Source organism: Pseudomonas reactans (assembly GCF_013385825.1).
Lineage (GTDB): Bacteria > Pseudomonadota > Gammaproteobacteria > Pseudomonadales > Pseudomonadaceae > Aquipseudomonas > Aquipseudomonas reactans.
In genome coordinates this window covers 112,029-126,449 of the sequence record NZ_JACAPG010000002.1, presented here as the reverse complement: position 1 = coordinate 126,449, position 14,421 = coordinate 112,029, and the positions used below count along the sequence as shown (strand labels likewise).

Annotated in this window: 9 protein-coding genes; 7 read left to right on the top strand and 2 right to left on the bottom strand. The window is 59.5% G+C overall.

All coding sequences use genetic code 11. The annotated features are described in order from the left end of the window. Position 1 precedes the first annotated feature (1 nt). A complete protein-coding gene (locus HX868_RS00615) occupies positions 2–892 on the top strand; it encodes an esterase/lipase family protein (RefSeq protein ID WP_177001562.1) in 891 nt (296 codons plus the stop codon). Here the strand turns inward: HX868_RS00615 and HX868_RS00610 are convergent. Continuing rightward, positions 889–1,758: a DMT family transporter gene (locus HX868_RS00610; protein ID WP_177001561.1), complete on the bottom strand. Its 870-nt coding sequence runs from the start codon at positions 1,756–1,758 to the stop codon at positions 889–891. The two genes, HX868_RS00615 and HX868_RS00610, sit on opposite strands and share 4 nt — an antisense overlap. Positions 1,759–1,855: 97 nt before the next feature. Between HX868_RS00610 and HX868_RS00605 the strand changes: the two genes are divergently transcribed. The 3 genes from HX868_RS00605 (at position 1,856) to HX868_RS00595 (ending at position 4,205) form a co-directional block, all read left to right on the top strand. Continuing rightward, positions 1,856–2,644: an AraC family transcriptional regulator gene (locus HX868_RS00605; RefSeq protein WP_177001560.1), complete on the top strand. Its 789-nt coding sequence runs from the start codon at positions 1,856–1,858 to the stop codon at positions 2,642–2,644. Between the two features lie 71 nt (positions 2,645–2,715). Then, complete coding sequence (locus HX868_RS00600) at positions 2,716–3,015, top strand: PsiF family protein (protein WP_016976953.1); 300 nt, start codon at positions 2,716–2,718, stop codon at positions 3,013–3,015. A 176-nt stretch (positions 3,016–3,191) separates the two neighbouring features. Further along, entirely contained in the window at positions 3,192–4,205 is a 1,014-nt protein-coding gene (locus HX868_RS00595) for an AI-2E family transporter (RefSeq protein WP_016976954.1), read from the top strand. 100 nt (positions 4,206–4,305) lie between these two features. Here HX868_RS00595 and HX868_RS00590 read toward each other — a convergent pair whose 3' ends face one another. Continuing rightward, on the bottom strand, positions 4,306–5,574 hold the full coding sequence (locus HX868_RS00590) for an Hsp70 family protein (RefSeq protein ID WP_177001559.1): 1,269 nt from the start codon (positions 5,572–5,574) through the stop codon (positions 4,306–4,308). Between the two features lie 238 nt (positions 5,575–5,812). Here HX868_RS00590 and HX868_RS00585 point away from each other — a divergent pair, with 238 nt between their 5' ends. The 3 genes from HX868_RS00585 to HX868_RS00575 all read left to right on the top strand — a co-directional run bounded on the left by HX868_RS00585 (position 5,813) and on the right by HX868_RS00575 (position 14,369). After that, positions 5,813–6,757, top strand: a complete 945-nt coding sequence (locus tag HX868_RS00585; protein ID WP_177001558.1) for a DnaJ C-terminal domain-containing protein — start codon at positions 5,813–5,815, stop codon at positions 6,755–6,757. Positions 6,758–6,913: 156 nt separating this feature from the next. Continuing rightward, the gene (locus tag HX868_RS00580) at positions 6,914–7,285 is read left to right on the top strand and encodes a hypothetical protein (RefSeq protein WP_177001557.1); all 372 of its coding nucleotides are present in this window, start codon (positions 6,914–6,916) and stop codon (positions 7,283–7,285) included. A 70-nt stretch (positions 7,286–7,355) separates the two neighbouring features. Further along, positions 7,356–14,369, top strand: coding sequence for an NEL-type E3 ubiquitin ligase domain-containing protein (locus tag HX868_RS00575; protein ID WP_177001556.1), 7,014 nt, complete (start codon positions 7,356–7,358; stop codon positions 14,367–14,369). The last annotated feature ends 52 nt before the right edge of the window (positions 14,370–14,421 follow it).

Here is a 14,421-nt window from a genome sequence, read left to right as displayed (position 1 = left end):
CATGCCTCAATCCCTTGCCACGCGTTACCCTCTGGTGCTGGTCCCCGGCATGCTCGGGTTCGTACGCCTCGCAGGGTTCCCCTATTGGTACGGCATCGTCCCGGCGCTCCAGGCAGGCGGGGCGCAGGTCTTTCCCGTGCAGGTGGCGCCGCTGGATTCCAGCGAAGTGCGTGGCGAGCAATTGCTGGTGCAGATCGAGCGCATTCGCCGTGAAACGGGGGCCGACAAGGTCAACCTGATCGGCCACAGCCAGGGCTCGCTCACCGCTCGGTATGCGGCGGCCAAGCGCCCGGAGTGGGTGGCGTCGGTGACGTCAGTGGCCGGGCCCAACCATGGCTCGGAGCTGGCGGACCACATTCACCTCAATTACTCGGTGGATGGTGTGAAGGGGCGGATCATGAGCGCGCTGTTTCACGGGGTCGCCTGGTTGATGGGCGTGCTGGAAACCGGCTATCGCGGGCCACGCTTCAAGGCGGATCTGCAGGCCTCCCACCACTCGCTGACCAGTGCGGGCGTGGCGCTGTTCAATCAGCATTATCCACAGGGGCTGCCGCAGACATGGGGTGGGCAGGGGGCCGAAGAGGTCAACGGCGTGCGTTATTACTCATGGTCCGGCACCTTGCAGCCGGGCATCACCGACCGCGGTCGCAACCTGTTCGACGGCACGCACCGCAGTTGCCGCCTGTTCGCCCGCAGCTTCGTGCGCGAAAAGGGCCAGTGTGACGGCATGGTCGGCCGCTACAGCTCACACCTGGGGCAGGTGATCGGTGATGACTTTGCCCTGGACCACTTCGATATCGTCAACCAATCCCTGGGTCTGGTGGGCAAGGGCGCCGAGCCGATCCGACTGTTTGTCGAGCATGCCCGGCGCTTGAAGGAGGCTGGGGTTTAACGCACCGTCGTGGTCCAACGCTCCGACAGAATCACCCCGCCCAAGGTCAGCAGGCCGCCCACCAGGTGGTATAGCGCCAACTGTTCTTTCAATACCACGGCGGCAATCAGCGCGGTGATCAATGGCAGCAGGTTGAAAAATAGCGTGGTGCGGCTCGGGCCCAAGGTCTTCACCGAATGCATCCACGCCAGCGGCGCGACCATCGAGGCCAACAGGCACGCATACAGCACCAGCGGAATGTTCGCCCAACCCAAGCCCGCCTTCGCCGAAAACAGAAACAGCGGGAACAGCACCACCACCGCCACCAGCACCTGGAGATACAGCAACACCAACGGCGGCAGGCGCAACTGCCATTTTTTCAGCAGGGTGCTGTAGACCGCGTAGGCTAGGGTCGCGACCAGCATCATGCCGTCCCCCAGGTTGACCCCGTGTTGCAGCAGTGCGTCGAGGCTGCCGGCGGAAACCACCACCACAACGCCGGCGAATGACAGCACGGCACCGGTCATCGCGCCGTAGGTGAGGCGTTGGCCGAGGCTGATGATCGCCGCCGTCAGTGCCATCAACGGCATCAACGACAGGATGATGCCCATGTTGGTCGCCGTGGTCAGCGACGCTGCGTAGTACGCCAGGCTTTGGTACACCGCCATGCCCAGCACGCCGAGGATGAACACCTTGCCCAGGTTCGGACGGATCAGCGCCCAGTTGGCGATCACTGGCTTGATCATGAACGGCGTGAACAGCAGCGCCGCCAGTAACCAGCGGTAAAAGCCGATTTCCGCCGGGAACAGTGCGCCCACGGCCAGCTTGTTCACGACGGTGTTGCCGGCCCAGATAAAAATGGCCAGCAAGGGATAAGCGTATTGCATCGAAAGTAACCAAGTGTGTTGATGAGGCAGGATTATCCATTGTCTGGATCGAAGCCTATACTGCGATCCAGACAAACCACCTCTGTATCCAGACAATATGGCCAAGCACAACGTACGACTTGCGGATTTCCCTCGCCTGCCGAGCCCGGTGTATTTCCGCTATTCGGATTTCGCACCCGACACTGAGTGCACGCCGCACCAGCATTTCTGGGGTTCGCTGGATTACTCGGCCAGCGGCGTGATGCGCATGGAAGTGGCCGGCAACCGCTTCATGTCGCCGCCGCAATACGCGGTGTGGGTGCCGCCGCACACCGAACACAGTTCCTACAATGCCGAGGCGATCGTCTATCACTCGGTAGGGTTGGCGCCGGAACTCTGTGAGCAGTTGCCCCAGCAGCCGTGCACCCTGGCGATCAGCGATATCCTCAAGGCCATCCTCAGTGATTTCGCCCAGCGTGACGTGAACATGCCGCAGACCGAGTCCGACATCCGCCTGGCCCAGGTGCTGGTGGACCAGCTCAAGCAGGCGCCGATCCACGAATGTTTTTTGCCCTACGCCCAACACCCCGGTTTGCTCGGCGTGCTGGAAGGCATGCAGGCCGATCCCGCCGACAACCGGCCCCTGGCGCACTGGGCCGAACACGTCCACGTGAGCGAACGCACCCTGGCGCGCCTGTTTGTGCGGGAGCTGGGCATGAGCTTCGGCGAATGGCGCCAGCGCCTGCGCTACCTGGCGGCCATCGAAGCCCTCGACAGCCCGCGCAGCGTGCAACATGTGGCGTTTGACCTGGGTTACAGCACCGCCTCTGCTTTTATCGCCATGTTTCAACGGCAGGCGGGCTGTACACCGGAGCAGTATCGACGGACGCATATCCGTACCCGGTGAAGTTGTAACAGGCTTTGACTACACTCCTGGGTAGTCCGTGCCCTTCGGTGCGGTAACAGGGAGAAAACTCCATGAAGATGCTGCGAATTCCGCTGTTGATGATGGGCCTGCTGCTGTGTTCCCAAGGCTTTGCTGCCACCGCTCAGCAAAATAAAATGACCACCTGTAACGCCGAAGCCACCACCAAGACGCTAAAAGGTGATGACCGCAAGGCCTTCATGAAGACCTGTCTGTCTGCTCCAGCGGCCAATGACGCCAAGACGCTTACGCCACAGCAGCAGAAGATGAAGGATTGCAATGCGGACGCCAAGACCAAAGCCTTGACTGGCGACGCGCGTAAAACCTTTATGAGCACCTGCCTGAAGAAATAATAGCCCCAGGCCATAGAAGGCTGCGACACTCGCACACAGCCCCCTGTAGGAGCTGGCTTGCCAGCGAAAAAACGTGAACGTTGGCGCGTTCGTTCAGACTAAACGCGGCGCACTTGCGTTTTTCGCCGGCAAGCCGGCTCCTACACATCCTTTAACGCCGTTCGTTTTGAGGCTGTATGCCAACGTTTTCTCAGCGTCACGTGATATTGCTGGCCAGCTACATCATCATTTTCGGCGGCCTGCTGCTGGTACTGCCGCTCAAATTGCTGCCCAGCCTGCTGGCCGGTCTGTTGGTGTTCGAGCTGGTGAACATGCTCACTCCCCAACTGCAACGGCTGATCGAAGGCCGGCGTGCGCGCTGGCTGGCGGTGGCCTTGCTCGGCACTTTGATCGTCAGCGTGCTGACTTTGATCTTCGCCGGCGCCATCAGCTTCCTGCTCCACGAAGCGGAAAATCCCGGGGCTTCCCTCGACAAATTCATGGGCGTGGTCGACCGCGCGCGCGGCCAACTGCCGCCGTTCCTCGACGCTTACTTGCCTGCCAGTGCCGCCGAGTTCCGCGTGGCCATCGGCGACTGGCTGAGCAAGCACCTGAGCGAACTGCAGCTTGTGGGCAAGGACGCCGCCCACATGTTCGTCACCCTGTTGATCGGCATGGTGCTCGGCGCCATCATCGCTCTGCAGCGCGTGCCCGACCTGACCAAACGCAAACCCCTGGCCGCGGCGTTGTTCGATCGCCTGCACCTGCTGGTCCAGGCCTTTCGCAACATCGTCTTCGCGCAAATCAAGATCGCAGCGCTCAACACCGCTTTCACCGCTGTGTTCCTCGCCGTGGTGTTGCCGCTGTGCGGGATTCACCTGCCGTTGACCAAAACCCTGATCGTCCTCACGTTCCTGCTCGGCCTGCTGCCGGTCATCGGCAATCTGATGTCCAACACGCTGATCACCATCGTCGCGCTGTCGTTGTCGATCTGGGTGGCGGTGGCGGCGTTGGGTTATTTGATCGTGATCCACAAGATCGAGTACTTCCTCAATGCGCGGATCGTCGGCGGGCAGATCAGTGCCAAGTCTTGGGAGTTGTTGCTGGCGATGCTGGTGTTTGAGGCGGCGTTTGGCTTGCCGGGAGTGGTGGCGGGGCCGATTTATTACGCGTATCTCAAGAGTGAGCTGAAGCTCGGCGGGATGGTTTGACGCAGTAACCTGTAGGAGCGAGCTTGCTCGCGAAGAACGCCAACGATAACGCAGCGCTCTCAGGTGTTTCGCGAGCAAGCTCGCTCCTACAGTTGATCTTTTAGTAGCCGTAGCGCTTGCTGGCCTCGATCGCCAGACCACTGCCGATACTGCCAAAGATATTGCCTTCCACATGCCGCGCATTCGGCAACATCGCCGAAATGCTGTGGCGCAGTGCCGGAATGCCGCTGGAACCGCCGGTAAAGAACACCGTGTCCACTTGCGCCACGCTCACCGAAGCGTCGTTGAGCAACTGCGTCACGCTACCGCGTACACGCTCCAGCAAGGCGTCGATGGATGACTCGAACAACGCCCGACTCAGGTCTACGCTCAGGCCTGCTTCGATGCGGTCCAGCGCCACGTGGCGGCTGTCTTCATGGGTCAGTTGGATCTTGGTTTCTTCCACTTCCATGGCCAACCAGTGTCCGGCACGCTGTTCGATCAACTTGAACAGGCGGTCGATGCCACCCGTGTCTTCAATGTCATAGCGCATGCTGCCTAATGCCAGCTGGGATTTTTGCGAGTACACCGAGTTGATGGTGTGCCAGGTGGCCAGGTTCATGTGGTGGCTGGTCGGCATGTAGGCGCCGCTCTTCATGCGGCTGCCGTAGCCGAACAGCGGCATCATGCCGTTCAGCGAGAGCTGTTTGTCGAAGTCGGTCCCGCCGATGTGCACACCGCCGGTGGCGAGAATGTCGCTCTGGCGGTTGTCGTTGTGGCGACGATTTGGTGACAGGCGCACCAGTGAGAAGTCGGAGGTACCACCGCCAATGTCGACGATCAGCACCAACTCTTCTTTCTCGATGGTCGACTCGTAGTCGAACGCCGCCGCGATTGGCTCGTACTGGAACGAAATGTCCTTGAAGCCGATCTTGCGCGCCACGTCGACCAGGGTGTTTTCCGCTTCCTGGTCGGCCATTGGGTCGTCATCGACGAAAAACACCGGACGGCCCAGCACCACTTCTTCGAATTCACGGCCGGCGTTGGCTTCGGCGCGGCTCTTGAGCTGGCCGATAAACAGCGCCAGCAGGTCGGTGAAGGGCATCGCCGTGCCGAGCACGCTGGTGTCGTGCTTGATCAGCTTGGAGCCCAGCAGGCTCTTGAGCGAGCGCATCAGCCGGCCTTCGTAGTTTTCCAGGTACTCGTGCAGCGCCAGGCGACCGTACACCGGGCGGCGTTCCTCGAAGTTGAAGAACACCACCGACGGCAGGGTGATTTTGTCGTCCTCCAGCGCAATAAGCGTCTCCTCGCCGGGACGGATCCAGCCGACGGTGGAGTTGGACGTGCCAAAGTCGATGCCGCAGGCACGGGCTGGGGATGAGTTTTCCATGACAATCAGGTTCCGGTTGAAAAACGGCCGCGCAGTGTATGCCAGTCGAGGGCGGATGCGTAGGCCGACCATCTGTTAAATCTTCCTTGAAACCTGGGGATTTGCCCCCACATCTGCTGCATACGGCAAGCGCCGATAACACTTTGACGCACCCCCAGGCCACAAGACTCAACAGGTGCAAACCAGCGCACGTTGTGCCCCGGGCTGTGCGATCTCGATTAAGGATGGTGAACCGCCGATGGATTTCAAAGACTACTACAAGATATTGGGCGTAGAGCCGACGGCTGACGACAAGGAAATCAAGGCGGCCTACCGCAAGCTCGCGCGCAAATATCACCCCGATGTGAGCAAGGAAAAAGACGCCGAAGCCAAGTTCAAGGATGCGTCCGAAGCCTATGAGGCGCTCAAAAGCGCCGACAAACGCGCCGAATACGACGAACTGCGCAAATACGGCCAGCATGGCCAGCCATTCCAAGGGCCTCCGGGTTGGCAGAGCCGTGGCGGCTTTGGCGGTGGCGGCGGTGGTGAGGACTTCTCGGACTTCTTCAGTTCGATCTTCGGCTCCCGTGGCGACGGTTTCGGCGGCGGCCAGCGCCGTCCGACCGGGCGCAAGGGCCAGGACGTGGAGATGCAACTGACCGTGTCCCTTGAAGAGACGCTGTCCACCGAGTCCAAGCAGATCAGCTTCCAGGTGCCGCAATACGACGCCTCGGGCCGGCACGTCAGCAACACTACCAAGAGCCTCAACGTGAAGATCCCCGCTGGCGTAGCCGACGGTGAGCGCATCCGCCTCAAGGCGCAGGGCGCGCCGGGGATTGGCGGCGGGGCCAATGGTGACCTGTACCTGATCATCAAATTTGCACCACACTCCAAGTTCGAGGTGGAAGGTCAGGACCTGGTAATCACCGTGCCGCTGGCACCGTGGGAGTTGGCGTTGGGTACGGAAGTAGCTGTGCCGACGCTGACCGGCAAGATCAACCTCAAGGTGCCTGCCGGCAGCCAGAACGGCCAGCGCATGCGCGCCAAGGGCCATGGTTTGCTGAACAAGAGCGGGGAACGGGGTTATCTGTTCATCCAGCTCAAGGCCGTGATGCCCAAAACGTCCGACGACGACACCAGGGCGTTGTGGACAAAGTTGGCAGAACGCTGCGATTTCAACGCGCGTGAAGGCTGGAGCAACTGACTGGATAGTTAGGCCCAGACCTTGGTGGGCCATGAATAAGCTCCTCATTTCTCGATGAGGTAACGATTCATGGCCCTTTCTCAAGCCCCACCCCTCCGGGAGACCAGGGGCAGCACTTCACGACGCTCGTCAACCATATACCGCAGGTTTTGGTCAGTGCATCCGAGCAAAATCGGGTTGCCTTGCGCCAGCTCAAGCCTGAACTGCCCGCCTGGTACATCTGCGCTACCCAAGCACAAAAAGACACGCTCAACAAAGGGCAATGCCCTGGAAGACTTGCTGAAGGCACAAGAGGCATGGGCCGCCGATGGGCGCTTATCGGGCACAGAAAAAGCCGCCTTGCGCATGACCATCGACATGGCAGGTCGTAGGTTGGGCAAGCCCACTCAGGACATCCGTTCCGGCCAGGTGATGACGGATGAACAATACACAGCCGACTACTCCACGCTGGCCGAGGAAACTCAAAACATCCGGCGCAGGTTTTGCGACAAAACGATGGGCCGGAAAAGCGCGGAAACCAAGCCATAACTATGCAGGCCGTCAACACCGTATCGCTCGATAGGCTGAGGTCTTTACCTCACCTCAAGGACGATCCGTCATGTCACAACCCAACTCAACTGCCACGCTCGTCGGCGTGTTCAACGCCGACGCTCGCGGTGTTCATTACGACTTCCTGAAAGACCGTGTGCCCGCCTGGTTCAACCAGGCGAGCACGCAACGCCAGGAAGAGTTCGCCAGCCACGAAATGCACCAACTGCCCAGTTGGTATCGGGCCGCTTCAACTGAAGCCAAAGGGGTACTGGGAGACGCCCACACCCGCTATCGCGAGACGTTGAACACCATCGAAAATCGCCTGGGCAGCCTCACCGATATTGCGGACTTTGCCGAAACGCTGCTGAAAGAGGCGATCAAAAAAGAATTCAAGCTGGACATCGATGTTCATAACACCTACTTCGCCCGCAAATACCGTGCATCACACGGCCGTACGGACATGTTCGGCGCTTTTGTGCTGGAGCAGCAGGACAACTCGACGCTCAACGACCGGTATCAGGGCATTTCCCTGCTGGAAGCCGCACTGGCCAATTTCGAGCCTGACGATGAGCAGCCGCTGACGTGTGCCGATTGCCGCGTTATCACCACGTTCAGCGCGTACGACGGCGAAATCATTCCAACGGTCTACGCGGTCACTTCCCAGGCCGTGGCCATCCCTGCGCATGCCTTTGCCAAGCTCTGCCGCACCCTGGACCTGGGCGCGCGTTATCAAGCACACCTCAAAGAGGTGCTGTATCCGGCAACGAAGGCTGAGCGCGATGCACTGGACCAGCAACTGCGAGAACATCACCGTCAACAACTGGCGCTCAGCGTTGAGGTCGCCCATCTACAGCTCGGCAAAGACCACCGCAGTGGCCGTGTTTTGGCCGGTATCAGCGACACTGCCTACGAGATGCTCAAGCAAGTGCTGGCCGATACGCCGAACGTGAGTCTGGATGGTCGGCGCGTCACGTTCGCGGTCTTGAGAGCCTTCGGCATTGAGCTGGTCGGCCCCCTGCTGATAGGTCCGGACCGCGCTGACAGTACCCGCGTCGAACGGCTGCTGGTGTACATCCCGAATGACCCACAGCAACCGCTCAGGGAATATACCTCCAGCGCCGATTTCATGGCCGACCTCAGGATGCGCCTGCACAGCGTCTCTTACCGGCGCTTTTTCAGCCGGTTTATTCCCAAGCGTGACCAGGGCAAGTTCTTTAAACAATTCAACCGGTTGTATCAGCCTGCGGGCAACGACGATGCAACGCTGGATTACCCGCTGCAGCCCAATCCTGGGCGCTTGCGTCTGGATGACAGGTACCTGTGGGGCAATGTGTGGGAGCACGTGGCCAATGCGCACATCACTAAGATTTATGCCGATGCACGAGCGGTCGCCGTGCCGACGGGAGACGAGGATGCGAAGGCTCGAACCGAACGGTTGGAAAGCTACCTCGATGCGGTACTCAGTGTTCTGAACGTGGCCGCTTTTGTGGTGCCGGGCCTGGGGCCGATCATGCTGGCCGTCGGCGCGGCGCAGATGTGTTACGAGGTATACGAAGGGATCGCAGCGGCTGAGCAGGGAGATACGAAAGAGGCGTGGGCACACTTCGCCTCGGTGGCACTCAATGCGGCGTTCTTTGCCGCGGGTGCCAAAGTGTTGCCCAGGATCAAGTATGTGAACACGCTTGATCATCTCAAATCCGTCACGATGCCGTCAGGCAAGCAGATGCTATGGAGGGCGGACCTTGGTCCCTATGCGTCCACGGTCGAACTGGTACCAGAGTCCAACGCCGGCAAGCTGGGGCTGCATCAGGTCGACGACCAGGCGGTGTTGCCACTGGAGGGCAAGCATTATCAGGTCAAACAGGACACGGACACCGGCCAATACCGAATCCAGCACCCGACCCGGCCCGACGCCTATGCACCAAAACTGGAGCATAACCATCAGGGAGCCTGGAGCCATGAACTTGAAGAGCCGTTGACCTGGGACGACCCCACACTGCTCAAACGACTGGGGTTGGCCGAGCACGCGGATCAAGTCCGTGTCAGTGGGGTAGAGCCTGATACCTTGCGTGAAACCTTCGTTAATCATGAACCGCTCCCGCTGGTGCTTGAGGAAACCCTTCATCGTTTCGAGATCCATCAAGAGCTCACGACGTTCGTCGAGCAGATGAACAGTACCGATCCGCGGGTTTACGCAAAAGCTGACCCGGCGTTGCAACTCGACCTCATGCGGCGCCGCGGCCTGCTGCCTGACACGCCGTTGCTTCGGGTCATCGACAATAACGCCAAGATCCTTTGGGAAAGCGTCGGCCCGGCATCGACCCCAAGGAAAGTGGTGGCGCTGAGCCAAGGTCATATGGACCGGGGCGAGTTGCTCAACGAGGTGCTGTACACATTGCAAGGGGATGACCCGGCGCTCACGGAAATGCCCGGCAACCCTCAAGACTCCTTACATTCGCGGGCCCACCAACTGCGCCAGTTCATCGCCAGCACGGCGGCGTCCCTCAAAGGCACGTTGGTGGAAGAGCGTTTCAAGGCCTCTACCCGCACCGATGATCCAGATGTTCAACGGGTGCTGGATGCTTATCCAAAACTGTCGCCAACGGTGGCTGCGCACGTGCTTGAAACGCTGGGTGCTGACGATTTGCAGGTGTTTCGCCGCACTGGTCGCCTGCCTGAAACCCAGGCTGCGCAAGCGCGATGGTTTGAGCAGGAAACCCGCGTATCCCGCGCCTATGAAGGGCTGCACCTGGACACCCTGACGGACGTCGACAGCCAGCGCCTTGCCTTGCGTACCCTTGAAACCCTGCCGGGGTGGCGGCGCGGAACGCGACTTGAGCTACGGCAGTATTCGGCGCAAGGGCCGACATTGGATGCCATCGGCTCCCCGGACATCACGCCGGCCAGGACGCTGGTTATCCAGGAAAACGGTGAGTTTTTGACCCAGGGCCCAGGGGACTTTTACACAGCGGTCTGGGAGGCAATGTCGCCCCAGGAGCAGCAGACCATGAACCTGAGTGACAGTTCGCAGCTCAAGCAAGCCATTAGGCAATCACCGTTGCCACGCCCCCAATTACGCACGGTTTTGTTGGAGCACCCGGTCCTCAAGCCACCCTATGATCCTACGATGCGCTTGTTGGGCGGCGGGCCCGGCTGCAGCCGATTGCGCCGTGTCAGTGACCGTACACTGCATTCTCCCGAGACACGGGTGCGCAAGCTGTACCCGGCGCTCAGTGAGGAGCAAACGGTTGAGTTCATTCGGTCATCGGGCGTGAACATCTCCCGTGTGCTCACGCGGTTGGAAGCTGAGTTCGAGACCTTGGACGCCACGTTGAAAGCGTGGGTGACAGAGCATGCACCGCAACGCATGGTTACCGAGTTTGATCGTCGCGGCGGTTATGCGGCCGTTCGGGCCGATGAAATCAGGCGCTGCTGGCGGCGGGAAACGGGGAACAAGTTGCAGCTGTCGTTCGGTGGCGGGGACGCCACGTTGCCAGCGTTGACTGCAGATTTCAGTCATGTTGAGACACTTGAGATCCGCTACTTCAAGTGGTCGGAGAGTAGTGAAACGTTTCTCAAGAACTTTACTCATGTCAAGCGCTTGGATATCTCCAACGCCGGGCTTACCGCACTGCCTGCGGCCTTCACTGATATGAACAGCCTGACCTCTTTGAGCCTGCGCGGGAATCAAATCCGGTTGAACGCACGCAGTGTAGCAACGCTTAGTGCAATGACTGGCCTTGAGGTGCTTGAGTTGTCAGGCAACCCGCTGGGGATGCCTCTGGACTTCAGCAACATGCCCCGGCTGAAAAGACTGGATTTGGCGCTGACGCAAATGGACCAATGGCCTTCCGGTATGCAGCATCTGACCTCGGTGGAGTACGTCAACCTGAGGTTCAACAAGTTGCGCCAAGTGCCAGAAGCTCATTTGAACCCGCCACCTGAAGAGGTTGAGGCAATGGCCCGGGTCAATCGCGTCACAATGGTGCAGGGCAACCCGTTTCCTGAGGATTATTGGCAAACATTTGATGGCTACTGGAGGCGCCTGAGCGAGAGCCGGCCCGATTTGGTTTCGGGTGGGGAGCATGACGCGTTTGACAGCGGTAATCCCAGGGTAAGGACAGTTCAGAAAATGTACCCGACCTACAACACGCAAAAGGCCAGGGAGTTTGTCTGGAATCTAGGCGCTGGTGCAGAGGTGGAGCTGGCCCATCTGGAACAGGGGTTTGATCGACTCGAGACCCAGCTCGATGCCTGGACATTCTCAGGCGGCGGCGCGCATCAGCGGTATATCCGTCCAGGCCAGTTGAATATCGAGAGAGCTGTTCATGCTGACCGATTTGAGGCTCAGCAACGCATCATGAGCTGCTGGAGAAAGGAAACGCCGCAAATGCAGGCCACTGACGGCAGCTCAATCGGCCTCGAATTGGACCTCAGTGGCCTGAACCTGCCGAGCCTGCCGGACCTGGATACTGACTTCAGCCATGTCGGCTCGCTCAAATTGAGCCGCATGAACCTGGCCACGTCCCCTGAGGGGTTTCTCGCAAGGTTCCAGGGCGTGCGTTGGTTGGATTTGTCTGGCAACCAGCTGCGTGAATTACCGCCCGCCTTGGGTGAAATGCCGGGGTTGACGCGTCTGTTTCTACAGAACAACCGGATTCGCTTGAGCCCGGAAACGGCCAGGATATTGTCAGAGCGTGTAACGCTCAGGGCGTTACTCGTCAATGACAACGACCTGCGTATCTCCCCCGACTTCAGCCAGATAACCGATATGCGCACGCTTAACATGGCGCACGCAGGTCTGACTGACTGGCCGACCGGTTTGGCCGAGCAACCGCTGCTGGACCGCATAGACCTCATCGGCAACCAGATGACCACAATCCCGGCGTCAGTCATCTCGCCACCACAGGAACTACTGGCCCAGAGTGCACGGGTCAATAACGTAACCGACGCAAGCGGCAATCCCTGGTCAGAGGCCACATTGCAGCAGGTCCGAGAATATGGCGAGCGCCTTGAACAGGCTGGGCTGGCCTCGCCCAATCAACCGAATCGGCTGGTCGCTTCCGTGCCTTTGAACGCAAGCCGCGTCGCCGCGCGTGCGGTGACTTATGACGCACCGTTCCAGCGTTGGTCGGCAGGCTTGTCCACCGAGCAGGCGTCCACCAGAAAAGCCCAGTGGGATGACCTGCGTGGGCAGGCGGGCGCAGACGGCTTCTTTAATGTGCTGCGAGACCTGCAAGCGGCGGGCGCAGGTCATGAAGACCTTCAGCGCCGCGTCTGGGAGGTCATCGACAGCATCACCGAGAACTCCACCGAATCCGAAAACCTGCGCGAGCAAATGTTCGAATGGGCGGGCCGGCCAGCCTGTTGTGATCGTGCTGCATTGTCTTTCAGTAACCTGGAAATCATGACGATGGTTTACAAGGCCAGGCTCCAGGCCATGGATTCAACCCAGGGCTTGGCGCTGTCGAGTTTGTCCAGAGGCATGTTCCGCCTGGACGAAGTCGAGAAGGTCGCCTTGAACGATATTGATCAGCGCAGAACGGCGATTAACAACAATCGGGACCTGACGACGGAGCAAAAAAACCACCAGTTGGCACAATTGGAGGAAGTCGAAATCAGGTTGGCTTATCGGTATGGCCTCAAGGACCGACTGCACTTGCCAGGGCAGCCGTCGCAAGTCAGGTTCACGGCGTTGGGCAACGTTACCCAAGCGATGCTGGACGCGGCCTATGACAGAATCATCGCGCTGGATAACTCGCCTGAAGAGTTTCAGGCGCTCCTTTCCCGCGAGTTCTGGCAGGACTATGTGACCCAGAAATACCGACCGCAATTCGAGGCACAGGGCAGGCCGTATCAAGAGGCGCTGGCCGCGTTGCACGACCGTTTTTCCGACGGCAGCCTCACGGCCAGCGCGTACGACGCACAGGCCAAGGACTTGCAGGCTCGCCTTGTGATTGAAGATGCCGCGTTGATCGATACGCTGACTCGCCAGGAGATCGCTGAGCGCCTGCTGCCTCGGGAGCCCCTTCAAACCCTGACGGATCCCGCTGAGCGACCGGCATTTGCGTTGGCACTGTCAGAGGCGCAAGCCATTGAGTTCAACGGCAAGCAGTATTTTATAACCAGCATGCCGGACGCCGGTGACGGGCAGCATTACCTGCTACGGGTGCAGAGCCCGAATAATCCGTTCGAACTCGTCAGCAGTGGGATTGTGGCCAAGCCGGATGTAAAAGGGGTTTGGAGGCGCAGAGGCCAGGTTGGGGGAATGCGTGCGGGCTCGTCTGACGATGAATTTGAGCCCGCCTCGGAGTCCATGCCTGTGTCGCCCTACACCACGGCAGAGCTCAGGTTCATGCGCCAGGAAGCTCACTTTCTGACGCTCAAAAACGAACTGGGCACTTACAACCGTGCCAGTAATGGCAAGTACCCACTCAGGGATTTTCAAGGCAAGCCGATTCGAATCAAACGCCTGGAGACACAGGTAAAAATAGAGTCGGGTGAGACCTATTCCTCGGCGCAAATAAAGCCCTATATAAAGTTTGAAGGGTATGAAAACGTTGGGGCGCTCTATGAAGAGAAACTACAGTGGCGAACCTTTACGGCGGACGATGTGAAAGTGCCAGGAGAGAAGGCTTTGATAGGGCAATCCATGGTCGTGGCCAATCGACGCATCGTTAAAGGCGAGGTGGTGGGGGTGTACGGAGGGGTCGTTATACCTCATGGTTTTTCCGTGGGCACCGAGAGTACGTTTGGCATGGTCGTCGGTCACAAGATCGTGCCGGACGCAGGTTCTTTCCGCACCGAACCGATTTATCTCGTGGGCGACAACATAACGTCCAGAATCAATACCCACTTCGAATATGACGCCAGCGACAAGCCCGTACGACAGGCGCCGGCGGGGTACAACGTTGAAAGTATTGCCTTCAAGGTTGAAGCCGAACACGCGACCAGTCGCCCGGGGGTGAGGAGCGAGTATCTGTTGAGTGCTGTGTTCGCGACTGAAGATATCCCTGCAGGCGTCGAACTGCGGGTGAACTACCGATACTCCGAGGCGGCGATCAAAACCAAGTTTCCTTGAACCTGGTAGTTGAGCGTTCCCCCTTGAGGACGAACACCGTCTTCAAGGGGGC

What these genes read in the sequence shown, in the direction of transcription:
- HX868_RS00615 (WP_177001562.1), top strand. Translation starts at nt 2, where the DNA reads ATGCCTCAATCCCTTGCCACGCGTTACCCTCTGGTGCTGGTCCCCGGC.
- HX868_RS00610 (WP_177001561.1), bottom strand. Translation starts at nt 1,758, where the DNA reads ATGCAATACGCTTATCCCTTGCTGGCCATTTTTATCTGGGCCGGCAAC.
- HX868_RS00605 (WP_177001560.1), top strand. Translation starts at nt 1,856, where the DNA reads ATGGCCAAGCACAACGTACGACTTGCGGATTTCCCTCGCCTGCCGAGC.
- HX868_RS00600 (WP_016976953.1), top strand. Translation starts at nt 2,716, where the DNA reads ATGAAGATGCTGCGAATTCCGCTGTTGATGATGGGCCTGCTGCTGTGT.
- HX868_RS00595 (WP_016976954.1), top strand. Translation starts at nt 3,192, where the DNA reads ATGCCAACGTTTTCTCAGCGTCACGTGATATTGCTGGCCAGCTACATC.
- HX868_RS00590 (WP_177001559.1), bottom strand. Translation starts at nt 5,574, where the DNA reads ATGGAAAACTCATCCCCAGCCCGTGCCTGCGGCATCGACTTTGGCACG.
- HX868_RS00585 (WP_177001558.1), top strand. Translation starts at nt 5,813, where the DNA reads ATGGATTTCAAAGACTACTACAAGATATTGGGCGTAGAGCCGACGGCT.
- HX868_RS00575 (WP_177001556.1), top strand. Translation starts at nt 7,356, where the DNA reads ATGTCACAACCCAACTCAACTGCCACGCTCGTCGGCGTGTTCAACGCC.